At 39.9% G+C, this 24,905-nt stretch carries 19 protein-coding genes; 9 read left to right on the top strand and 10 right to left on the bottom strand.

All coding sequences use genetic code 11. The annotated features are described in order from the left end of the window. Window positions 1-182 precede the first annotated feature (182 nt). Both I5M19_RS12620 and I5M19_RS12615 read right to left on the bottom strand, forming a co-directional pair. Window positions 183-629, bottom strand: a complete 447-nt coding sequence (locus tag I5M19_RS12620; protein ID WP_200066688.1) for a cytochrome B — start codon at window positions 627-629, stop codon at window positions 183-185. 37 nt (window positions 630-666) lie between these two features. Then, window positions 667-1,860, bottom strand: coding sequence for an anhydro-N-acetylmuramic acid kinase (locus tag I5M19_RS12615; RefSeq protein ID WP_200066687.1), 1,194 nt, complete (start codon window positions 1,858-1,860; stop codon window positions 667-669). A 125-nt stretch (window positions 1,861-1,985) separates the two neighbouring features. Here I5M19_RS12615 and I5M19_RS12610 point away from each other — a divergent pair, with 125 nt between their 5' ends. The 5 genes from I5M19_RS12610 to I5M19_RS12590 all read left to right on the top strand — a co-directional run bounded on the left by I5M19_RS12610 (window position 1,986) and on the right by I5M19_RS12590 (window position 9,399). Next, a complete protein-coding gene (locus tag I5M19_RS12610; RefSeq protein ID WP_200066686.1) occupies window positions 1,986-3,905 on the top strand; it encodes a glucosamine-6-phosphate deaminase in 1,920 nt (639 codons plus the stop codon). A gap of 24 nt (window positions 3,906-3,929) precedes the next feature. Beyond that, window positions 3,930-5,036 carry an acyltransferase family protein gene (locus I5M19_RS12605; RefSeq protein WP_200066685.1) on the top strand — a complete coding sequence of 369 codons (1,107 nt, stop codon included), beginning with the start codon at window positions 3,930-3,932 and terminating at the stop codon, window positions 5,034-5,036. Between the two features lie 3 nt (window positions 5,037-5,039). Next, window positions 5,040-5,498: a DUF2059 domain-containing protein gene (locus I5M19_RS12600; RefSeq protein WP_200066684.1), complete on the top strand. Its 459-nt coding sequence runs from the start codon at window positions 5,040-5,042 to the stop codon at window positions 5,496-5,498. A gap of 62 nt (window positions 5,499-5,560) precedes the next feature. After that, the gene (locus I5M19_RS12595; protein ID WP_200066683.1) at window positions 5,561-8,422 is read left to right on the top strand and encodes a M16 family metallopeptidase; all 2,862 of its coding nucleotides are present in this window, start codon (window positions 5,561-5,563) and stop codon (window positions 8,420-8,422) included. Between the two features lie 125 nt (window positions 8,423-8,547). Continuing rightward, a complete protein-coding gene (locus tag I5M19_RS12590; protein WP_200066682.1) occupies window positions 8,548-9,399 on the top strand; it encodes a DUF2911 domain-containing protein in 852 nt (283 codons plus the stop codon). Window positions 9,400-9,448: 49 nt separating this feature from the next. On the opposite strand, the gene I5M19_RS12585 is transcribed toward I5M19_RS12590, so the two are convergent. The 3 genes from I5M19_RS12585 to I5M19_RS12575 form a co-directional block, all read right to left on the bottom strand. Further along, on the bottom strand, window positions 9,449-11,149 hold the full coding sequence (locus tag I5M19_RS12585) for a sodium:solute symporter (RefSeq protein WP_200066681.1): 1,701 nt from the start codon (window positions 11,147-11,149) through the stop codon (window positions 9,449-9,451). A 108-nt stretch (window positions 11,150-11,257) separates the two neighbouring features. Next, window positions 11,258-11,449 carry a hypothetical protein gene (locus tag I5M19_RS12580; RefSeq protein ID WP_200066680.1) on the bottom strand — a complete coding sequence of 64 codons (192 nt, stop codon included), beginning with the start codon at window positions 11,447-11,449 and terminating at the stop codon, window positions 11,258-11,260. A 56-nt stretch (window positions 11,450-11,505) separates the two neighbouring features. Next, window positions 11,506-13,974, bottom strand: coding sequence for a PIG-L family deacetylase (locus I5M19_RS12575; protein WP_200066679.1), 2,469 nt, complete (start codon window positions 13,972-13,974; stop codon window positions 11,506-11,508). 197 nt (window positions 13,975-14,171) lie between these two features. Between I5M19_RS12575 and I5M19_RS12570 the strand changes: the two genes are divergently transcribed. From I5M19_RS12570 to I5M19_RS12555, 4 genes are read left to right on the top strand one after another with little or no spacing between them, the layout of a single operon-like run. Then, window positions 14,172-14,801 (top strand): TetR/AcrR family transcriptional regulator, encoded by a 630-nt coding sequence (locus tag I5M19_RS12570; protein WP_200066678.1) that lies wholly within the window; start codon window positions 14,172-14,174, stop codon window positions 14,799-14,801. A gap of 2 nt (window positions 14,802-14,803) precedes the next feature. Continuing rightward, the gene (locus tag I5M19_RS12565) at window positions 14,804-16,171 is read left to right on the top strand and encodes a TolC family protein (RefSeq protein ID WP_235985836.1); all 1,368 of its coding nucleotides are present in this window, start codon (window positions 14,804-14,806) and stop codon (window positions 16,169-16,171) included. Between the two features lie 17 nt (window positions 16,172-16,188). Next, complete coding sequence (locus tag I5M19_RS12560; protein ID WP_200066677.1) at window positions 16,189-17,241, top strand: HlyD family secretion protein; 1,053 nt, start codon at window positions 16,189-16,191, stop codon at window positions 17,239-17,241. A gap of 5 nt (window positions 17,242-17,246) precedes the next feature. Next, window positions 17,247-18,791: a DHA2 family efflux MFS transporter permease subunit gene (locus tag I5M19_RS12555; protein WP_200066676.1), complete on the top strand. Its 1,545-nt coding sequence runs from the start codon at window positions 17,247-17,249 to the stop codon at window positions 18,789-18,791. A gap of 219 nt (window positions 18,792-19,010) precedes the next feature. Here the strand turns inward: I5M19_RS12555 and I5M19_RS12550 are convergent, their stop codons facing one another. The 5 genes from I5M19_RS12550 to I5M19_RS12530 all read right to left on the bottom strand — a co-directional run bounded on the left by I5M19_RS12550 (window position 19,011) and on the right by I5M19_RS12530 (window position 24,895). Continuing rightward, the gene (locus tag I5M19_RS12550; protein WP_200066675.1) at window positions 19,011-19,595 is read right to left on the bottom strand and encodes a carboxymuconolactone decarboxylase family protein; all 585 of its coding nucleotides are present in this window, start codon (window positions 19,593-19,595) and stop codon (window positions 19,011-19,013) included. A gap of 65 nt (window positions 19,596-19,660) precedes the next feature. Then, complete coding sequence (locus I5M19_RS12545) at window positions 19,661-20,206, bottom strand: peroxiredoxin (RefSeq protein WP_200066674.1); 546 nt, start codon at window positions 20,204-20,206, stop codon at window positions 19,661-19,663. Between the two features lie 183 nt (window positions 20,207-20,389). Continuing rightward, the gene (locus tag I5M19_RS12540) at window positions 20,390-22,636 is read right to left on the bottom strand and encodes a Tex family protein (RefSeq protein ID WP_200066673.1); all 2,247 of its coding nucleotides are present in this window, start codon (window positions 22,634-22,636) and stop codon (window positions 20,390-20,392) included. Window positions 22,637-23,056: 420 nt separating this feature from the next. Further along, window positions 23,057-24,361 carry an amidohydrolase gene (locus I5M19_RS12535; protein ID WP_200066672.1) on the bottom strand — a complete coding sequence of 435 codons (1,305 nt, stop codon included), beginning with the start codon at window positions 24,359-24,361 and terminating at the stop codon, window positions 23,057-23,059. 69 nt (window positions 24,362-24,430) lie between these two features. Then, entirely contained in the window at window positions 24,431-24,895 is a 465-nt protein-coding gene (locus tag I5M19_RS12530; protein WP_200066671.1) for an FKBP-type peptidyl-prolyl cis-trans isomerase, read from the bottom strand. Window positions 24,896-24,905 lie beyond the last annotated feature (10 nt).

Here is a 24,905-nt window from a genome sequence, read left to right as displayed (position 1 = left end):
CCGGCGAATTGAGCGTTCGCCGGGTTTCAAATATAGGTTTACATTTGATTAGTATACATATCAAAAACTATCCGGCTACCAAAATTATTTGGTGCCACCAATTGGTGTTATGGTTGTTTTTGATCATGATATTTGAGCAAAAATATAAAGAAATTTGAATTGACAAATTTTTTATGAAGTTTTTAATGGCTAACCCCAAAGAATGGTCGTTGACTTTGAACTATAGCCAAAACAATTACTAATAAGGCCAGTGAGTAAAATATGGCGATTGCACGGTGTTTACCCTCAGGTAAAATTATTTTTTTTGACCGGCTATGCCCAACTGTAATAAGTATAATGGCAAATATCATCATGGCGGCATGCTCAACTGTCCAGTATCTTGTGTCAGTTTGTTTCATAGTAGTGCTGGTGAATTGCACAAACGGGCTTAAAAAGTATAATATTATACCTAATAAAAGTTGGGTATGAGCCGATATCATGGCAAACAGATTAATTTTTCTGTTACCGTTTGTATATTGTTTTTTGCTTAACCAGCCAGCGAATGATTGGAATATTGCGAGCAATACCAGGATCAATACAATATATCTGAAGCCTGAATGAAAATATAAAAAAAAACTATATGCGTTCATGTTATGGAAATTTGGTTCGAATATACAAACAAAAATATTATAGCGGAAAGCTGAACTTACCCATTAAAACAGCTGGATTGTTCCCAATAGCCATAGGCTCGCCACAAAGAGCCTCGTTACCCAAAAGGGCAAAGAGCATTGCTTCTTTTGCATCCGGATCTATTCCCAGTTTATACGTATCTGAAACTGCCGCCGTGGGTAACTGTAAGGCCAGCTGCTCCATCACAAAAGGATTATGCGCGCCGCCGCCGCTTACAAAAATTCTTAAACCAGATACGTTAAAGTTAATACTGACAAAACGGGCTATAGCCTTCACAGTAAATGCACTTAGCGTGGCTATCAAATCAGCTTTATTAATATTTAATGTGCGCGATGCTTGCTGAGCATCACCAACAAACGTCAGATTAAAAAGCTCCGGACCGGTTGTTTTTGGTAAATTCTCATTAAAAAAAGGATGATGCAAAAGGGCGTCCATTAATCCCTCATTTACCACGCCTGAATAAGCGATCTTAGCGTCTTTATCATAAGGTTTATTAAAATATTGCCTGCAGGCTGCATCAATTAAAGTGTTTCCGGGGCCAACATCTGTAGATATTATTGAGTTGGTATTCCAATCTGCAGGTAAATAAGTGAGGTTTGCAATTCCGCCTATATTCAATAAAATACGATTTTCCCCAGCTTTGCTTCCTAATAATACATCCCCATATAACGCTAAAGGAGCGCCTTCGCCTCCGGCGGCAACGTGCTTTTGCCTAAAGTCGCTTATGGTAAGTATACCCGTTTTTATTGCTATATGATCTCCATCACCAATTTGCAGTGTAGCATTTCCGTACTGTGCCAATTGATGCGAATGCTTGGGCGCATGATAAATTGTTTGACCATGACTCGCTATAAAATCAATATTCGCGGCATATACCTGCCATTTTGATAAAGCCTGCAATACTAATTCACCATAAAAAGTGCCGATATAAGCATTCAGCAAACATAGTTTTCCCAGGTCCACCTGTTTTTTCGCAAACACCGATTGCACTTCTTTCTTAAAAGTATTAGTATAAGGGATAGTTATGAACTGCTTTAGCTCGACTTTCGTTTCGGTTCCGCTTCCACTAAAACTACATAAAGCGATATCTAAGCCATCCAACGACGTTCCCGACATTAAACCAATCCCCATCTTCTCCGGCTTTTGGGCAATCGCAAATAGTTTTTGTAAATTTTGGTTTAGTTGAGCCATGTGTGTAATTTACCTGTTTATAGAGGGCCGGGCAAATTTAAATTAAAATGCCCTGTATATAAATATCTGATATATTTGTTTCTAACCAATAGATATTCCAAAAACCTACAACACATTAACATGCTATGGCGAGATTAAACTTACTGGAATCGACAAGATATGAGAAGCTGCCGGTAACGGTGTATCCCGATCAGCGCAGCGCCTCGCTGGCCGTGGCTGCAAGGATAGCAAAGCTGATCAGGGAGAAACAGGCTTTGGGTAAGCCTGCTGTTTTAGGACTGGCTACCGGGGTTACCCCCATTCAGGTTTATGCCGAACTGGTACGCCTGCACCGGGAGGAAGGTCTGTCCTTTGCTAATGTGATCACCTTTAACCTGGATGAATATTATCCCATGCTGCCGGAAGCGGCTCAAAGCTATGTTACTTTCATGAATGAGCATCTGTTTGCGCATATTGATATCAGCAGGGCTAACATCCATATCCCTGACGGTACCCTTGCTCCGGATGCCGTGGCTCCCTTTTGCCTGGCTTATGAAAAACAGATCGAGGAGCTGGGCGGGCTGGACCTGCAGCTCCTGGGGATAGGACGTACCGGGCACATCGGGTTCAATGAACCGGGCTCGGCTCCTAACTCGGGTACCCGGCTGGTGACCCTGGATGACCTGACCCGCAGGGATGCTTCCCGCGATTTCGGCGGTAAGCAGAATGTGCCGGTCAAGGCTATCACCATGGGTATCGGTACCATCTTTAAGGCCCGCGAGATCATCCTGATGGCCTGGAGCCGTAAAAAGGCGCCGATCATCCGCAAGGCGGTGGAAGGGGAACTCTCCGGGGAGGTGCCGGCTACTTACCTGCAGCTTTCGGATCATGTGGAGTTTGTGCTGGATGAGGGGGCGGCTTCTGAGCTGACGCGTTTTGATACTCCATGGCTGGTGAAGGATTGTGTGTGGGATAATATGTTAATTAAAAAAGCGGTGATCTGGCTTTCGTGTACGGTGGGCAAGCCTATCCTGAAGCTGACCGAGGAGGATTACAACAGTCATGGCATGGCCCAGCTGGCCGTGGAGAAGGGCCCGGTCTACCAGATCAATATCGATATCTTTAACCAGGTGCAGCATACCATTACGGGCTGGCCGGGGGGTAAGCCGGGGGCCGATGACAGTCAGCGTCCGGAAAGGGCCGAACCGGCACGCAAGCGGTCTATCGTCTTCTCTCCGCATCCGGATGATGATGTGATCTCTATGGGGGGTACGTTTATCCGCCTGGTTGATCAGGGACATGAAGTGCATGTGGCTTATCAGACCTCGGGGAACACGGCTGTATGGGATGATGATGTATTACGTTATGTGGAGTTCGCTATTGACTTTAAGGAAAGCGTGGGGGAGGATACGGCTAGGCTGAGGGGGATCTATGAGGACATGCGTACTTTTATTGAGGCGAAGCTGCCTAACCAGATCGATACCCGCGAGATCAGGGATGTGAAGGGTTTTATCCGTAAGACGGAGGCTATTGCGGGTGCCCGCTATGCGGGGGTACCGGACAGCAATATTCATTTCCAGGCTTTGCCTTTTTATGAAACGGGAAAAACTAAAAAAAATACGGTGGGCGAGGAGGATATTGCCATCACCATGGAGCTGCTGCAGAGGGTGAGGCCTCATCAGGTGTTTGCCGCGGGTGATTTCGCGGATCCGAACGGGACGCACCTGGTGTGTTTTAACATTATCCTGGCGGCGCTGAACCGCCTGAAGGAATCCGAGGACTGGGTGAAGGATTGCTGGCTGTGGCTTTACCGCGGGGCATGGCATGAGTTTGCTACTCATGAGATCGAGATGGCCGTGCCGCTTTCTCCGGCTGAGGTGTTGCGCAAGCGCAACGCTATCTTTAAGCATCAGTCTCAAAAGGATCGCCCGGTGTTCCCCGGTGATGATGAACGGGAGTTCTGGGTCCGGGCCGAGGATCGTAACCGCGAAACTGCACTGAATTATGATAAACTTGGTATGGCCGAATATGCTGCCATGGAGGCTTTTGTAAGATATAGGTTTTAATGGGTGGTTAAATAATCTTATATAATGAATTCAACTAAATCTGCCCGCCTTCTTTCTCTGGATGTATTCCGCGGAATTACCATTGCCGCCATGATATTGGTAAATGATCCAGGTGACTGGGGACATATTTATACCCCACTTGAACATTCAGAATGGAACGGTTGCACACCTACCGACCTGATATTCCCGTTCTTCCTGTTTATGGTAGGTGTATCCATTGTATATGCCATGGAAAGTAAAAAAGCAGCCGGGGCTAGTCAGTCTAAAATCATACTTACTGCTTTACGCAGGACGCTTATTTTGATAGGTATTACCTGGTTAACTCAAATTATATTACGATGGGATTTTAATTTAGGCCATCTGCGGTTACCCGGAGTGCTTCCCCGTATAGCTTTAGTTTATTTTATCTGTACCATACTATACTTGAAAACGTCGCAAAAAACACGCGACTGGATATTTGCCGGTGTGCTTATTGGTTATTATATACTCATGAACTTTGTTCCGGTTCCGGGAGTTGGTTATGCCAACCTTAACCCCGAAACCAATATGGGAGCCTGGCTCGACCGCTTGATATTAACGCCGGACCATTTATGGCAATCGTCGCGCACATGGGATCCGGAAAGTTTATTAGGAACTATCCCTGCAATTGGAACCGGGCTTTTTGGTATACGTGTAGGTACCTGGCTGAAAAGGAAAGACAAAGAGAATAGTGTTAAAGTAAGCTGGATGTTTACTTATGGGGTATTGGCCACAATATTAGGCTTATTTTGGGATTTGTTTTTTCCTATTAATAAAGCACTATGGACAAGCTCATTTGTATTATATGCCGGTGGTCTGGCAACTGTGGGTTTAGCATTATGTTTTTGGTTAATAGATGTACAAGGCCATAAGCGCTTTACCTATCCTTTTGTAGTTTTTGGTGTTAATGCCATTACAGCCTATGTTCTATCGGGCTTTATTCCGCACTACTTAAATTTAATAACTTTTGGTGGCAAATCTATTTATCAAACTTTGTTTGTCCCGTTCTTTTCACCAATAAACGCATCGCTCGCCGGAGCAATTTTTATTGTATTAATATTATGGCTGGTAATGCGGGTATTGTATCTTCGGAAGATATTTATAAAAATTTAGGACATGAGATTTAAAATCATTATAGCATTACTGCTATTTTCCACTGCAATTAAAGCACAAACCGTCAATATTACTCCTGCTCATTTAAAAGCAGCGGAGGATATGTTAAAATCATCTGGAGCGGATACCCTTTTTAAAACTAACATATCCACCCTTGTAGATCAAGCCAGTTCAAAACTTCCTGATGATAAAAAGCCTGTTTTTATTGATGTGATGAATAAGTTTATGAACAAATACATTAGTTGGGATATTTTGAAAGATCAACTGGCCAGCTTGTATGCCCAAGAGTTTACTGAAAAGGAGCTTAAAGACCTTACCGCATTTTACAATACACCCTTAGGTAGAAAACTTAACTCAAAGCAAGCAATATTATTTCAAAAGAGCGCTTTGCTTGGCCAGCAAGCCGTTCAAAGCCATCAGGCTGAATTACAGGCAATGCTACAGGCTGCTTTTAAAGAATAACAACACAATTTAAAACTATATATTTCGTTTTCACTACTTTGTGAATTAACCCTTTTTAATTTATGACAATCAACAGAAAATTTTCTGTAACGGCATTAGCCTTTATTATTGCAGCGAGCGGTGCATTTGCACAGGTAAAAAAAAAGCCAACCCCTTCGCCAAAACAAAAACCGGTCTCCGCTGTCGCGCAGATCAAAGGAGATATACTTCCGCTTGATCCGGATGTAGTAATAGGTAAATTACCTAATGGCTTAACTTACTATATCAGGCATAATGAGCAGCCAAAGAATCGCGCCGAGCTTTATCTGGTGAATAAAGCGGGATCTATATTAGAAACCGATGCACAACAAGGGCTTGCACACTTTACCGAACACATGGCGTTTAATGGCACACGTGATTATCCTAAAAATGAACTGGTAAATTTTCTCCAAAAATCCGGGGTAAAATTCGGGGCAGATCTTAATGCCTACACTTCTTTTGATGAAACAGTATACCAACTGCCGGTACCAACCGATAGCGCAGCGGTATTTAAAAATGGATTTAATATTTTGGCTAATTGGGCGGGTTACCTAACCTTTGATCCAACAGAAATAGATAAGGAACGTGGCGTTGTTTTGGAAGAGGAACGTCTCAGAGGGAAAAATGCTCAGGAAAGATTAAGTATGCAAACCCTGCCGGTAATCTTAAATAATTCGAGATATGCCTCACGCTTACCTATCGGTAAAGAAGATATTCTTAAAACATTTGACGCCGCCACTATCAAAAGTTTTTATCACGATTGGTATCGCCCGGATCTGCAAGCTGTTATTGCTGTAGGTGATTTCAATGTGAAAGAAGTAGAGCAGTTGATAAAGGATAACTTCTCGGTATTAAAAAACCCGTCGCCTGAGAAGCCCCGAACCGAATATACTGTTCCACCAACCCCGGGTACTGTAGTGAAGTTTGCAACTGACGCGGAATTTCCCTATACACTTGCTCAAATAATAGTAAAACACCCGCAAAAGGTTGTAAGAACAGCTACTGATTATATGGAAAGTATCCGTATTAATCTTTTTAATTACATGCTAAATGAACGCTTAAATGAGCTACAACGCAAACCCGAACCTCCTTTTTTATATGGAAGGGCCAATTACGCATCATTACTTGGCAAACAGGATGCGTTTTCTTCGGTAGTTGTGGCAAAGCCCGGTGAATTAGAGAAGGCATTAAAAACAATAGTAGCGGCTACAGAACAAGCCCGTAAATTCGGCTTCACCTTAACTGAGCTCGAGCGCGCAAAACAGGCTGCCTTGTTACAGGTGCAAAACATGTATAACGAACGTAACAAAACAAATTCGGCCAACTATGTAAGGGAGTACCAACAAAACTTTTTAACAGGAGAGGCAATCCCCGGGATTAGTTATGAATACACTTTTTATGCAAGCAATATCAACAAAATAACAGTTGATGAGATGAATGCTATGGCGGCCAGATTCATAAGCGACCAAAACCGTGTAATTATTGTTGAAGCTCCTGACAAGGAAAAGGATAAGTTGCCGGATGAGAAGACATTATTAAGCTGGGTGAATACTGCAGGTGCAAATGTTACTGCATATGTAGATAACGTAACTTCAAGACCATTAATGGATAAAGTTCCTGCGGGATCAAAAATTGTTAGTGAAACTAAAGACGAAGCAATTGGGACAACTACACTTACATTGGGTAACGGTGTAAAAGTTATATTAAAACCCACTGATTTTAAAAACGATCAGATTTTAATCAACGGTTATAGCTTTGGAGGCACATCACTTGCAAGCGATGCCGATTTTACCTCAGCTAATTTGGCTTCTTCTATAATAAGCAGTAGTGGTATTGCCGATTTCAACCAAGGCCAGTTGGATAAAATGTTAAGTGATAAGAATGTGAGGGTTTCACCTTATATCAGTGAAATTACACAGGGTATATCCGCAAACACTACTCCCCGCGATTTAATAACTGCCATGCAGCTTATTTATCTATATTTTACTGATCCGCGTAAAGACGCCGATATTTGGAAGGGTTCTATAAACCAAACTAAATCAATATTGGCAACACGCGGAGTAAACCCCGGAAGCGTATTCCAGGATACGATAGCTGCAACCTTAAGCAACAATAATTTCAGGGCCATGGTAACTACTGAGGACCGCTTAGAGGCAGCCAGTTTAGATAAAGCCTTTGATTTTTTTAAGGCACGATTTGCTGATGCAAGCGGTTTTACTTTTACCATTGTAGGTAACTTTGACCCTGAACTTATAAAACCTGTTTTGGAAGCATATTTAGGCGGTTTACCATCAACACACCGTAATGAAACCTTTAAAGATTTAGATATACACCCGCCTGCAGGTCAGTTAACAAAAACTGTATATAAAGGCATTGATGATAAAAGTACCGTTCAGTTGGTTTTTAGCGGGAATTACCAATATAACGAAGCTAATAATATACAGATGGATGCCTTAGAGGAAGTATTAAATATTAAGCTTACTGAACGCCTCCGCGAACAGGAAAGTGGTGTTTATTCGCCAGGGGTAAGAGCAAGCTATGTAAAAAATCCTTCAGCAAGATATAGCATCACTATATACTTTACCTGTGCAGCAGAGAATGTTGATAAGCTGATTGCCGCAACGATGGATGAGATAAATAAATTAAAGTTAAATGGTGCGGAGCCTGCCGACATCCAAAAATTTATAGCTGAAGAAGCCCGTTCAACACAGGTGCAATTAAAAGAAAATGTTTTTTGGGCAGGATATTTAGGCGCGACCTCTCAAAATGGCGAAAATCAGGACGAGATATTAAGCCATGTTAAGAACCTTGATCAAATAACAGTTCAAAGTACCAAAGAGACGGCCAGTAAATATTTAAATGGCAGCAATCTTATTAAATTGATATTAATGCCTGAAAAAAAGTAAATTTTCTATAGCAAAAAGGTCCGGTGCGCAAGAACCGGACCTTTTTATGCTGATGAAATAACGCCTTTACTCGCTTTCACTTTAAATTCATTTTACAATTATTATATTAGAGTAAATTACATGTCATGAAGAAACATCTTTTATACCTGTTTACATTCTTATTTACTTGTTTTACCTTTATCACTTACGCACAGGACGAACCACGTATACCCGAGGCCAGTTCAACCCAAACCATAATACAAGATTTTGGATTAGGGAAAATCACCATAACATATTCACGGCCGAATGTAAAAGACCGTAAAATATTCGGTGGTATAAATCCATTTGGTGAAGTTTGGCGCACAGGTGCCAATGCGGCAACTATTATCACATTTACAGAGAATGTAATTATTGAAGGTCATAATGTTCCGGCAGGTACTTACTCTCTTTTTACCATTCCGGAACCTGATGAATGGACTATTATATTAAATAAAACAGCCAAACAATGGGGTGCTTACAGTTATAAGCAAGCAGATGATCTGGTTCGCTTTAAAGTAAAGACCATTAAAGTAAATGAAAAAAGGGAAACCTTTACCATGCAGTTTGCCAATGCTACTACCAAATCAAACGATCTTTACATGGTGTGGGATCATACGGCGGTTAAGATCAATTTAAAAACCGATGACGATGCCTTAATAACCGAAAACATTGATAAGTTAATGGAAGGCGTTAATAAACCCTATTTCAATGCTATACAATATTATTACGAAAACGATAAGGACCTAAACAAGGCTATGAAATGGGCATTAGAAGCAGAAAAAGAAGAACCCAAGGCTCCCTGGTTTAAATTATGGAAAGCACGTATTCAGTTGAAAATGGGTAATAAAAGTGCAGCTATAGCAACCGCACAAGAAGGTGTACGCCTTGCTAACGCCAGTAATGATGATGAATATGCTCGTTTAAATAACGCAGTTATTGAACAGGCAAAAAACAAATAACTTTTACGGGCCCCAAAATAAAAGAGCGATCCTTAATGGGGTCGCTCTTTTATTTTGCTAGCTGATAATTATGTGGCTTATAGAATTTATTTATTACGGCCGAAATAACTATTACTGCTATACAGCCAATTGCGTTTAACCACAAGTAGGCAACAACTTCCAAATACCCTAAAACACATATTAATACTTCTGTAATTATCGCGGCTAAAAAAACCGGTGTCCCCTTTATTTTCTTTACATAAAAAGCAACTATAAAAACGCCCAATATAGTGCCATATATATAAGACCCCCATTTGTTAACCTCCTCCAGCAGGTTACCTATTTTACTTGCATATAAGGCCATTCCTATACAAACAACTCCCCATATAACCGTTGCAAGCCGTGTCGCCAATACATAGTTTTTATCAGTAGCGTTGGGGTTAATTATACGTTTATAAATATCAACCACACTGGTTGACGCTAATGAATTTAAAGCGCTTGATGTTGAGCCCATGGATGCTAAGAAAATGATCGCGATTAACAACCCTATTAATCCCCGGGGTAAATAGTGGGTCACAAAGGTGAGGAATACGTAATTGGTATCGTCGGTATTGGCATCCTGATTATTTCTTTTAATAACAGCAATAGCCTGATTTCTTATTTTACCTGCTTGTTTGTTAGCAACTTCAAGTTCATTACGGGTTTCTGCGATAATCCTTTTATCATTCCCGTCAATAGCCTCCAGCAAATCATTGGCTTTGTTCCTTTTTTGATCAAATGCTTTAACGTATTGCTTTTCCAAAGCATTATACTGGTCTGCATAGGAGCTTTGCTTCACTTGATCAACCTCGTAATTATTAAAAAATATTGGAGGGCGATTAAATTGATAAAAGCTAAATACCAAAATCCCTATTAACAATATGGAAAATTGCATAGGTATTTTCACCAAACCGTTCATAATAAGTCCCAACCTGCTTTGTCCTATAGAACTACCTGTCAAATATCTTCCTACCTGACTTTGATCGGTACCAAAGTATGATAGTTGTAAAAAGAACCCACCAATAATTCCGCTCCATATTGTATAACGGTTGTCCGGATCAAATTTCCAATCAATAACATTCATTTTACCCATATTTCCGGCCAGTTTTATGGCTTTAACAAAACCGATATTGTCGGGTAATAATATCACTATAAAAACTGCAGCCAAAAACATTCCGGTGAAAATTATGCTCATTTGCAACAATTGCGTGTAGGATACTGCTTTGCTTCCTCCATAAACGGTATAAAACAACACTAAGCCACCTATAAAAAGGGTGGTATAGGTAGTATTGATATGTAATATACCCGATAAAATAATGGACGGTGCATATATGGTTATACCTGTTGAAAGACCACGCTGTGTCAAAAACAAAAATGAGGTTAGTGCACGGGTCTTCAGGTCAAACCGCTTCTCCAAAAATTCGTATGCTGTATATACCTTTAACCTATGAAATATAGGAACAAAGGTTACGCATAATACGATCATGGCCAGAGGAAGACCAAAATAAAACTGAACAAAACGCATTCCATCGCTATAGGCTTGTCCCGGTGCGGAAAGAAATGTGATAGCACTGGCTTGAGTAGCCATAACCGAAAGCCCGACATGATACCAGGGTAAGGAACGATTGCCCAAATATTGACCTATATTTTTGTTGCTGCCGCTTTTCCAAACGCCATAGGCTACAATTGCAAACAAGGTGCAGCCTAAAACTATCCAATCGGTCAAACTCATTCAAAATAATTTGTAATGAGCCAAAATATAAAAATTAAAAAAACCAGCCACACGACAACAATGCCGTAAAACTGGTTCCAGCTATGAATAAATGGGGGCAGACCGCTTTCAGGCCTTTTCGCCACGCCCCTTCACTAATACATTAAGGAAAAATGCTGCGGTTAATAATCCCAGAACGCCACCTACCGGTATCCATATAAATCCTTTATCAACTATACCGCCTGTAAATAAACCGCAAACAAGCGCTACCAGGTAGTATATGTAATCGTAACTTTTTTCTTCTTCGTGATGATTTGACATGCTATTCTTATTTAATAATGATACAAATTTAAACGTTTAAATCGTTGATGCCTAATTCAATTACTATTTTTAGGTTTACTAAGTAAATTAATGAATAAACGATAGACTCCCGGTACACCTTCAGGGAGTTCCCTGAAAAACACCAATGAGGTATAAATATACCGCCCTGTTCCATAATGGCTAATTATTAAAGAACCTTTTTGGGGTGTCTGACCAGCATCATTCATTTGCAATAATAACAGATAATGCGGATCTGTTGTTTGCGGCATGTAAATACTGCGTTCTTGTATCCATCCCTTAAAATCGTCCTGAGAAATATGGTTTGGATAATTAAATATTGGATTTTGCTTGTCCAAAATGGTTACCTCCGCATTTTCATCAGTTACGCGTTCGTTTACTACTCTTAACGGATAGGGTCCGATATTATTAGTAACCAGGTCGGTGTTTTTATTATATTGAATAACCAGGTTACCGCCGTTTTTAACATATTGTAATAATTTGGGTTGTTCATAAACCAATCGTTCATTTACATTATAAGCCCGCACACCGGTAACAATGGCATCATACTCTGAAAGATCGGAATTAAGTATTTCATTTTCGGTTAAATCATGTACGTCATAACCAACTTGTTTTAAGGCTTCGGGGATCAAATCACCAGCGCCCTGTATATATCCAATCTTTTTACCGGCTATCTTCAAATCAATATTAACCAGTTTTGCCTGGGCAGGTGGGAATAGTGTGATATTGGGTATATGCTCATAATTAATATGTTGTATTCCCTTAGAAAATGATTGCCCGTTAGCTTTAGTTACCACTTCAAAAACGCTTGTATTGGATTTACTGTTGGTTGGTTCAACAGTAAAGTTCACGGTCCATTCATCACCCTTTTTCTTTCCTGTAAAGTTTATTTTTTCAGGTGTTATTTTCCATCCATTAAGCGGCTTGATACTTATATCGCCGGCGGCATCAGTAAAGCTCCTTAATTTTACTTTTATGTTTTGCGGCTGTGTACTATTAAAAATATAAACTTTATCCGCAATATTTGCAGTTACGGGTGGGGTTATTTCTAAAGGTTGATAAATTTCCCCACGCGCCGGATCTACATATTTATACACTAATTTACGGCTGATGTTAATTACCTTACCATCCACTACGAATTCAAACAAAACGGATAAGGCATCCGGATTCTCCGGATTACCCACCTTCATATCATCATTTATAGTGTAACTGCCAATACCATGCGGTGATTCCAGCCAATAAGGTTGCGATATTTTTTCCGTCTTTATTTTAAAGTTAACCGTTTTTAATTGGTTGTTTGGCAGATCTTCGTTTAATGTTTTAAACCTTTTATCCGCACTTGAGCTAATACTTTTAATAGCAGCGTTTACACTACTTCTATTTATTATTTGTAGTTGTACATCGGCACTGTCACCAACAGCGTATGCCGGTTCAGCCGTGTATGCCTCAAACCATAAACCAGAGCAGGCGGCAATCAGCTCTTTTACTGCTATAGATTTTTGTTCTCTCCAATAAGTGTCAGGTATTTTTTCAATATTGCCAAGCAGGGTAATCAAAGGCTTAACAGAATTTTCCGGAGCATCATCATCAAAATTATTTGTAATTATTTTTAGCTGTGCGGCTATTTCATCCCCGCCTTTCACACGATCCCAGGTGGTTTTAACCCCATCCATCAAATCTATTTTGGGGGCGTCCCCTAAGATAGTTTTAAAATATTCAAAAGCATCTCCACGTTGTTTAGCGGAACCAAAACCCTGTGTTTTATGATTGCTTCGGCTATCCGCAGCTATTTCACCATAGCTTTTTCCTAAAATAGGATTATATCCTCCTACATTAATTTTGAACTGATCGGGGGATGTTGTATTAATCCGGCCAAAACTAAAAGTATTCCAAAGAAGGCGCTTTGCCTGCCATGTCTGCACATATTTTAATTGCTCAGGATAACGTTTTGGATCGGCGGCGGCTGAAAATGCTTCCTGTGCCAATATTGCCGATGAAGTATGGTGGCCATGTCCCCCTTCGCCTGTTGTTGGGAAACGACATATCATCACATCCGGCCTGAATTTACGGATCACCCAAACCATGTCACCTAACACTTTGTCTTTGTCCCAAATCTTTAAGGTTTCATCAGGCCCTTTTGAGAAGCCAAAATCGTTAGCTCTTGTAAAAAATTGCTCCGCGCCATCAGTACGGCGTGCGGCCAGTAACTCTTGTGTACGTATCAAACCCAATAGTTCACTTTGCTCGGTACCTATCAGATTTTGACCGCCGTCGCCCCGCGTCAGGGACAAATATCCTGTCCGATAATGTTTTTCCTGAGCCAGATACGCCAGTAGCCGTGTATTCTCATCATCAGGATGCGCTGCTATATAAAGCACACTCCCCAATACGTTCATTTTCTTTAAATTTTGTTTAATAGTGGCGATGTCCGCCGACGGTGCTGTTTGAGAAAAAACAGTCTTAAAAATAAAAAATAAGATCAGGCTTATTGGCAATCTACGCTTCATAGGGCAAATATATTGTAAAAGTTATTCTGCAACAGACCCTTACAAGCACATTTATATCTTTCGTAAGTAAATTTTTACTCAGGGTTATCTTTAAAAGTTATGATAAACGACACATGTCAATTAAATGCAATAAATAACAAAAAACATTTTAAACTAATCAAACGATTGATTAGTTTTGCGGCGCGACAAAAAATAAAATGGAAAAAGAGAAAATTGATAAAAAGGATCATATCCTGGATGTAGCTGAAAAAGTATTTGCCGAAAAAGGCTTTGATGGTGCATCCACTCGTCTTATCTCTGGTGAAGCCGGAGTTAATATGGCTATGTTAAATTATTACTTCGGATCGAAAGAAGGGTTGTTTCTTGCCATTTTTGAACGACGAATTGCCTCGTTCCAAAAAATACTATTAGGTATTGGCAATGATGAAGAATCCAGTTCCTGGGGTAAATTGGAAAAATACTTAGATAGCTATGTAGACAAAGTTGTTAATAACAACTGTTTTCATGTAATGCTGCACCGGGAAATATCAAAAACTAAAAAAACAGAATTAACTGATAAAATAACCAATATCATCATGCAAAATGTAATTGTATTCAGAAACATTTTGACCGGTGGTATTAAAAATGGTGAATTTAATAATACCTGCGATATTGATATGATAGTAGCAACGGTGTTTGGTACAAAAAACTATGTAGTAAATACGCCGCACATTGCATCATTGTTGCTGGGATATGATGTTCAGGACATGACAGCACAGGAAGAGTTGCTTAAACCAAGGTTAAAAGCCTATATGAAAGGACTTCTTAAAGCTTACTTAGTTAATTAAAAATGACAACAAATAAATATACTCCCTTGAAACCCTATCTATTAAAAAACACCGCTAAAGCAATGGGTAGTATTGCCATATTGATACTGGTAATGCTATTCACAAATCCCGCTACTGCGCAGGAAAAAACCATCACGCTTGATGAAGCTATTACGCTTGGACTGCAAAACAGCAAAGTTTTAAAACTTTCACAGGCAAAAGTTGATCAGGCTATATCCCAATATAACCAGGCTAAAGATAGCGCACTGCCATCTGGAAAGGCAAGTTATGGTTATAATCGTGCACAAATACCTGCTAACCACCTGAGTTTAGGCCCGGATGAGAGCTTTAATTTACCGAAAAGCGCCGATGCATATTTAGGTACCGTATCAATAAGCCAGGTTATTTTTGCAGGTAATAAATTAAAGTACGCCCGTGAATCTACGGAACTATTAACTCAAGTAGCCCGGCTTGATTCAGAAAACGATAAAGACCAGATCACTTATGATATAATTAATGCTTATTACAACCTGTATAAGGTTTTGCAAAGCAAAAAAGTTGTAGATCAAAACCTTGCTACTATTGATCAACAAATTAAACAATCGCAACGTTTTTTTGATCAGGGTTTGGTAACCAAGAATGATGTTTTACGCTTTCAATTACAGCGTTCAAACATCCAGCTCAATGGCATCGACCTTGAAAATAACCGCCGCATAATTAATTATAATATGGATATTTTACTGGGTTTACCTGAAGGCACCCAGCTAAATATAGGAGAGATTAAAGAGGCGGAAAGAACAGCAGAACCATTATCTGTTTATATGGATTCGGCAATGGTTAACCGACCTGAATTAAAACAGTTGGATTTACGCACAAAAGTGGCCGAAAATAACATTAGCAATATAAAAGCTAATACAATCCCAACATTAGCTGCATCAGGTAGCGCTTATTATGTAGATGCTTCTGCAAATCCCCTTCCACGTAACGGACATTATATAACACCTATATCGGTGGGTTTAACTTTATCGTGGAATTTCGGCAGTTTATGGACCAATAAAAATAAAGTAGCGGAAGCCAATATTGAACGCGAACAGGTGATAATAAATAAAGGTATTACAACAGATAATGTTAAAAATGAAGTAAATCAAAGCTATCAGAATTATCGTTTAGCACTGGATAAGATCAACTTACTGCAAACTTCTATCAACCAGGCACAGGAAAATAACAGAATATTGGAATCAAAATATCAAAGCAATATATCATCAGCAACAGATCGGGCAGACGCGCAAACATTGCTTTATCAGGCCCAAATAAATCTTGAACTGGCTAAAGCCGACGCAGGGCTTGCTTACTATACTTTATTAAAATCAACCGGAACTCTTAACAAATAATACAACACATAAAAACAATGGCAACACAGGCAACAGAAACCAAAAAAAAACCAAATAAAGTTCTCCCGATAGTATTGGGGATCATACTTATAGTAGGAGCTATTTTTGGTGTAAAAGAATATATATACTACAGTAACCACGTAGATACAGATGATGCGCAGATAGATGGAGACATAAGCCCCGTAGTAACAAGAGTTGGAGGCTACGTTGATTCTATCTTATTTGAAGAAAACACCCATGTAAATAAAGGCGATGTTTTAGTGAAAATTGACGATAGAGATTATAAAGTTAAACTCGAACAAGCTGAAGCAGCCCAAGCCGGTGCAAGCGCAGGAGTTAACGTAGGCCAATCACAGATATATGCCACAACCGCTAATTCTGCAAGTGCTAAAGCTGAAGTAACTTCTGCTAAGGCGCGTTTAGATAAAGTACAGAAAGATTACGACCGTTACGCCAATCTGGTTAAAGACGGATCAGTAACACGTCAGCAATTTGACCAGGCTAAAGCCGATTTAACGGTAGCTCAGGCAAATTATAAAGCAGCCCAAGATCAATATAAAGCTGCCGTAGAACAAGTTGGCACCACACGTAATCAATTGAAAGTTACTAACAAAGGTGTTAATGCAAAGCAAGCAGACGTTGATTTTGCAAAACTTCAATTATCCTATACTAATATTAAAGCACCGGCGAGCGGCCTGGCTGCTAAAAAGAACGTACAGGTAGGACAATTGGTACAAGCAGGGCAAACGTTGTTTTCTATAGTGAATGATAACAGCATTTACATAACCGCCAACTTTAAAGAAACGCAATTAAACGACATCAGAAATGGGCAAAAAGTAAATGTTGAGGTAGATGCCTATCCTGATATGGACATAAAGGGTACCGTGTATAATTTTTCACCTGCTACTGGTGCGAAATTCTCATTATTACCTCCGGATAATGCCACAGGCAACTTCGTAAAAGTTGTGCAAAGGGTTCCTGTGAAAATCAAATTAAATGGAACCAAAGAACAATTAGCTAAACTACGCCCGGGAATGAGCGTAAACGTTTCTGTATTAATTAAAGACTAAAAAACATGGCTGAGACCGGTTTTAAGAAATGGATAATTACTATTACTGTTATTGTAGCTTCCTTACTGGAACTTATTGATACCACAATAGTAAACGTATCCCTGCCAGATATACAGGGTAACCTTGGTGCTACACTTGAAGATATTGCGTGGGTAGTTACAGGGTACGCTGTTGCAAATGTTATTATTTTACCCATGTCGGGATGGCTGGGCGGGCGCTTTGGTCGTAAGAATTATTTTCTGACATCTATTGTTGTATTTACTATTGCTTCTTTTTTATGCGGTAATGCTACCAGTTTAAATGAACTGATCGCGTTTCGTATAATACAAGGGCTTGCCGGCGGCGGCTTAATATCCACCGCCCAGGCTATTTTATTAGAGACATGGCCCCGCGAACAAATAGGTACTGCAACAGCACTCTTTGGTTTGGGCGCCGTTGTAGGACCAACGGTTGGCCCAACGATAGGAGGTTATATTACTGACCACCTTGCCTGGAGATGGATATTTTATGTAAATATACCCGTAGGCGCGCTTGCCGCATTTTGTACTATAACTTTTGTACGGGAAACGCCTAAGGATGAAAAAAAACCTATTGACTGGTGGGGTATTGCCTTATTAGCCGTTGCTGTGGGTAGTTTACAAACTATTTTAGAGAAAGGAGAGTCGGAAGATTGGTTTGCAAAAAGCTATATTTTAGTATTAACAATTACCGCAATCCTTGGAACCATACTGTTTATTTGGAGAGAGTTAAGTACTGATCATCCGATAGTGAATTTTAATATTATGCGGCACCGAAGTTTTACAGTGGGTATGTTTACTTCGTTCATATTAGGATTTGGCTTATACGGCTCAGTTTTTGTATTTCCCATATTTTGCCAGAATCTGCTTGGTTTTTCTCCGCAACAAACAGGTGAAATTCTGTTCCCAGGCGGACTATGTACCATAATAATGATGCCTTTTATTGGTAAAATGCTAAATAAAGGCATACCTGCACAGTTTATGGCAACAGTAGGAATGTTCTTATTTTATGTGTTTACCCACATGCTTAGCAAATCGACGCTATCAACAGGTATAAATGATTTCTTTTGGCCACTGGTAATACGGGGTGTAGGTATGGCATTATTGTTTGTGCCATTAACCACATTGGCAATGGCCGACCTTACTGGTCCTGAAATAGGTCAAGGTTCCGGTTTAAACAACATGATGAGGCAGTTAGGTGGTTCATTTGGCATTGCAGCGCTAACCACCATAATTCATGTCAGACAAGGGTTTCACCGAAGTAATTTGCTTACAAATATCAATCCGTATAACACGGCATTTACACAGAGATTTGATCAATATGTTCATAATTTTATGGCAAAAGGTAATTCGTTACTTGATGCAACACATATGGCATATATGGCTATTGAAGGTACTGTTCTTAAACAAACGCTATTATTAACTTATGATGACGCATATTGGGTATCTGGTTTGGTAATGCTATTTTCTATCCCGTTATTATACTTGCAACCGTTCCGCAGAAACATGAAAGTACAAACAGATTCCCATTAACAAAAAAGCCGTTCTGTTATCAAACAGAACGGCTTCTCCAAAAAATCAACAATTAAATTTATTTTTCCCGCTGCTGCACAAGTCGTTTAGTTGGTAAATATTATGGAAACAGGGGGTGTAAAATCTTAAGTTATAAAATTAGCGGTTTTAATTTTAGAAAGCCAAATTTAATTTCATTTAAATTTCATAAAGCAATCACAGATATCAACTGCTAATATTTTAAAAAATTATTTTCCCTGTGGCCGTCACTAAAGAGGCAATCCTAACTGCATCAAATATTCTCTCTTCAGTTGTTCCTAGTTTCATCAATGAGTCTTCGTGTGCATTAACACACATTTCACAACCGTTAACAGCAGATACTGCCAAACTCATCAATTCAAAAAATTCCTTACCCGTAACGGGTTTCATCATTAATTGCATCCTGATGCGTGCAGGAATTTGACTATACTTTTCTTTTTGTGTAAAATGCCTGAAACGGTAAAACACATTGTTTGATGCCAATAAGGAAGCACAACCGGCGACTTCACCTATTTCCGCAGGGCTAGCTCCCTGTTCTTCGGCATATTTGGTGTAAAAATTAGTAAGCGGCAGGTTATTATTATTGATGGCAATACTTAAACCAATCAGCGCACATTCCTTATTATCTAAATGTGCTGATGTTAACGTGCTGGTAAGGTTAAGTTTAAAATCACGGAGGTAACGGGATTCACCTTTTTCCAAAAGGGAAAGACTGGCTGTTCTATATCCCGCATCTAAATTAATGCCTTGCAGAAGCTCTTGTATTATTTCGGTACTTTCGTTCATAAGATTTTGATGTAAAAAAAAGTCCTCTGCACCTAATAGTACAGAGGACTTTTATCAATATTAAATTAAACAGTTAATGTTTCCTGACCTTTTTCCCAGTTACAAGGGCAAAGTTCGTCAGTTTGTAATCCATCAAGTACACGCAAAACTTCTTTTACGTTACGTCCTACATTTAAATCATTTACAGATACCCAACGGATAATACCTGTAGGATCAATTATGAAAGTAGCACGGTAAGCGATTTTTTCATTCGGTTCTAAAATACCTAACTCTTCGGCTAATGATTTTGAAGTGTCAGCCAACATCGGGAATTTAAGATCGCGCAGATCATCGTGATGTTTTCTCCATGCTGCGTGTACAAATTCCGAATCGGTTGATGCGCCTATTAAACGAGTTTCTCGATCGCGGAATTCACCATAGTTTTTATTAAACTCAGCTATCTCCGTCGGGCAAACAAAAGTGAAATCCTTTGGCCACCAAAACATTACTGTCCAAACGTTATCATCGTTTACCAAAAAGTCTGAAGTGATGGTTTCAAACTCTTTTCCTTTTTCAAGGCTTGTTACTGCTATTTTAGAAAATTTCGGGAATTGTTGTCCTATTGTTAACATAATTGATGTTTTATTATTATATCTGCAAAGATATGATAAATTTCAATCCCCTTCAATCTATATTATTTATGCTTTATAGATAAAATCTATTATCAACAAATCCAAATATTCATTTTCCTTATAGATATATAATCTCCACTCAACTATGCAAGTAATTGTGCAGCAGCAGCTAAAAACAAACACTTATTTAAATTTATTTTTTAATGCAGCCAATTTGTTTTGCATGTCGGTTTCGGGTTGGGCTTTAGCGCTTGTTTTTGGTAAAAATGCCTTCTTTTGCGGGCGCGTTTCTGCTTGCTTTTTCTCGTTTTCTTTCATGGAAAGTGAGATGCGTTTGCGATTTACATCTACATCCGTTACCGTAACCTCAACCTTTTGGTGCACCTTAAGTACCTCATTGGGATCTTTTATAAATCGGTTGGTTATCTGGCTTAAGTGCACCAAGCCATCCTGATGAACACCTATGTCGACAAACGCACCAAAATTGGTGATATTAGTTATAATACCCGGCAGTTTCATGCCTATCTTCAGATCACTTATAGCATTAACGCCCTCGGTAAAACTAAATGCTTCGAATTGTTCACGCGGGTCGCGGCCAGGCTTAGCCAGTTCAGTTATAATATCATTAAGGGTTGGGAGCCCCACCGCATCGGATATATATTTTTGTAAAGGGATAGATTTTCGCAGATGCTGGTCGTTCATCAGGTCCCGTACTTTACAGTTCATATCTTTGGCTATTTGCTCAACCAGATTATACCGTTCCGGATGGACAGCACTACTGTCTAACGGATTATCAGCATTATGAATACGCAAAAATCCTGCAGCCTGTTCAAAAGCCTTATCGCCTAACCTGGCTACTTTTTTTAGTTGATCCCGCCGTTTAAATGCACCATGCTGATTACGATATTCTACAATGTTTTGTGCAAGTTGTGGCCCCAAACCAGATACATATGCCAAAATTTGCTTTGACGCAGTATTCAGTTCCACACCAACGGCATTTACACAGCTTATAACCGTGTCATCTAACGAGGCTTGTAATTTATTTTGATCCACATCGTGCTGATATTGACCTACACCGATAGATTTAGGGTCAACTTTAACCAATTCTGCCAGCGGATCCATTAAACGTCTGCCGATGGATACCGCACCACGAACGGTAATATCCTTATCAGGAAATTCTTCACGTGCGGCTTCTGAAGCAGAATAGACAGATGCGCCGCTTTCATTCACCATTACAATAATAACACCCGGCAAATTAAGGTTACGAACAAATAGCTCCGTCTCACGTCCTGCGGTACCATTACCAATAGCAATGGCTTCGACGTTATATTTTTCAAAAAGGTGACGCACGGCTTTCTCAGCCTCTTTTTCATGACCTGCACCAGTATGGGGATATATGGTTGTGTTTTCTAATAGTTTGCCTTGTTGATCCAGGCAAACCAATTTGCAACCTGTACGAAAACCGGGATCAATGGCCATCATTCTTTTTTGACCAAGCGGAGCCCCCAATAATAGCTGGCGGGCATTCTCTGCAAATACTCGTATAGCCTCTTCGTCAGCGCGTTTTTTTGTAAGCAGCCTTACTTCCGTTTCCATAGATGGCTTGAGCAACCTTTTGTAACCATCTGTAATAGCCAAAGCAACTTGTTCAGCAGCAGCGTTACGGGCTTTAATAAATTCGCGTTCCAGCAGGGCTATGGCTTCTTCCTCAGCAGGTTTAATATCCAGCCACAAAATCTCTTCTTTTTCACCACGGCGCATGGCCAACACACGGTGCGACGGTGCCGATTTTACAGGTTCTGACCAATCGAAATAATCTTTATATTTTATGCCCTCCTGTTCTTTCCCATCAGCAACCTTTGATTGAAAAGTTCCTTTTTCGGTAAATAAATCGCGCATTTTAGCGCGGGTATCTGCCTGCTCACTAATATATTCAGCAATAATATCTCTTGCACCTGCAAGTGCTTCATTGGCATTGGCTATTCCCTTTTCCTCATCTATATAATTCGAGGCTTCTTTTTCCGGGTCTGTATTTTTCTGTTCCATCAACAGGTCGGCTAATGGTTGTAAGCCTTTTTCACGGGCCGTAGTTGCTCGTGTCTTCCGTTTTGGCCGGTAAGGCAAATAAATATCCTCGAGCTGTACCATTGTTTCGGCAGCATTTATTTGCTGCTCCAACAATGAGGTAAGCTTAGACATATCCGTAAGTGATTTCAGAATAGCTTCCCTACGCTTATCCAGATCACGGAGTTGTTGTACACGGTCACGGATCACCGCCACCTGTACTTCATCGAGACTTCCGGTCAGTTCCTTACGATACCTTGAAATAAAGGGAACAGTGGCTCCCTCATCTAAAAGAATGATGGTTGCATTAACTTGCTTTTCGGCTACAGAAAGTTCGGCCGCTATCTTTTTGCTATTATTGATCATATTTATTATACCAGAATTCGGACTGCGAAATTGGTACTCTTTGGGCAAATATCAAAACGACATATTTGAAACCCGGTTTTCTGTTACAAATACGCTTGCAAGCAATTCTTTGATATTTCAATTAATTCAGGATCGTTAAATTGGTAATTATCTTCAATATCCAAAACTATCAATGGTTTTTGCAAGGTATTGAAATCCCGCTTAATTAGCTCACGGTATTATACTCCATTACAAAAACTTCATCGGCCCAATATATTAGTTTTTGACCGATTCGGACCCGCGCCTTTGAGCTTGTCCCCGCTGATCGGGCCGAATGTTCAGGATGATTTTTAAACAAAAGTTCAGCAGTAGAATCGCGCCATTGATTTTGCTACAAATGAAAAGCAGGTTCGACATTTAGTTAAATCTATTACGTGATTTTTAATTGGGATTAGCCATATAATCCAATGTTAAATTACATAAAGCTTTTACGCCAAGTGTAAACCCACTTTCATCAATATAAAAATCAGGCGTATGATGAGATGGGGCCGCAAACGCATTGCCACCTTTAGGCATTCCACCTAAAAAGAAAAATATACCAGGCACTTTCTGCTGGTAAAAACTGAAATCTTCTGCGCCTGTTACCGGCGGGCGTAATACAACGTTTTCAGCACCTGCAGTTGCCTGTAAAGTGGGTAGCATTTTGGCAGTGAGGGTCGGATCGTTATAGGTAACGGGGTAATGATTACTGTAAGGTATAGTTACTTCGGCTGTTGCTCCCTGGGCTTCTGCTGTTTTTGTGGCTATCAATTTCACCTTTTCTATTAATAATTTTTCATCGCTTGTTGAAAGCGCCCTTAAAGTGCCCAGCATTTCCACCGACTCCGGAATGATATTTGAACGATTACCCCCGTTTATAGAACCTATGGTAACTACCGCCGGGTTTTCTGTAACATTAACGTTTCTGCTAACAATAGTTTGCAGGTTATTAATGATATGGGCGGAAACCACAATAGGATCAACACTTGACCAGGGATAGGCCCCATGCGCTGATCGTCCTTTTACAATAATTTGCATATCATTTACTGCTGCCATAGTGCCGCCGGGGCGGTAAGTAATCTTACCCACTTCTGTTTGAGAGTTTATATGTAAGCCGAATATCACGTCGACCTTAGGATTTTCCATAACACCCTCTTTAACCATTTCTTCGGCACCACCCTTTTCTCCTGGTTCTACACCCTCCTCAGCAGGCTGGAAAATAAACTTCACCGTACCATGCAACTCATTCTTCATAGATGAAAGTATTTCGGCAACGCCCATTAGTATGGCCATATGCGAATCATGTCTGCAAGCATGCATCACTCCTACATCCTGATTATTATAGGTTGTTCGTACTTTAGAAGCAAACGGCACATTGGTACGTTCAACTACTGGCAAACCATCCATATCTGCACGTAAGGCCACAACCGGCCCTGGTTTGTTGCCTCTCAAAATACCAACCACGCCGGTAGTGGCAATGCCGGTATGTGCTTCTATCCCTAAGGATTGCAAATACTTTGCAATAATACCTGCCGTTCTGAATTCATGATTTCCTAACTCAGGGTGTTCGTGAAAATCTCGTCGCCATATAATAACTTGTTTTTCTAAAGCATCTGCTTTATCACTTACTAATTTTTTCAGGTCAGTGTTTTGCCCTAAAGTGGATAACGAACACAGGCATAAAATAAAAACAGAAAGCTTTTTCATTACTGATTTTTTGAACAGTAAGATAATGCTTTCTGCAATATTATTTATAAAATATAAATAAGGTATTCTTTAATTAAAAGATAACAGATCTATAGTGAATACTAAAACAGCGTTCGCCGGTATTGCGGCACCAGGAGAAGTTGCGCCATAGGCCAAACCTGAAGGAACTATCAGTAATATTCGGCCGCCTGTTTTTATATGAGGTATGCCTATTTGCCAGCCTTTTATTAATCCTGATAATGGACTGGTTAGGTTAGACGGTTCTGCAAAAACATTACCATTCAAAACCTTTCCGGTATAGTTTACAGTAACTGTACTGGAAACCGTTGGATTTGCTCCGCTGCCTTCTGTAATGACCTGATAGTATAAGCCACTTGCATCTTTAGTGGCATCAATGTCTGGATTGGCTGCCAAATATGTTTGTATAGCAGTATCGTCAATTACAGCTTGTTCTGAAGCGCTTACAGTTTTTTCCTTTTTGCAGGATGCAAGACCAACAATCGCTATAGTTAATAATATTATGTATTTTTTCATGTAAGTAGTA

Origin of the sequence: Mucilaginibacter segetis, assembly GCF_016522075.1 — a bacterium.
GTDB classification, from domain to species: Bacteria; Bacteroidota; Bacteroidia; order Sphingobacteriales; family Sphingobacteriaceae; genus Mucilaginibacter; species Mucilaginibacter segetis.
Note: the sequence above shows the minus strand (reverse complement) of the source record. Positions and strands in the feature narration are given on the sequence as shown.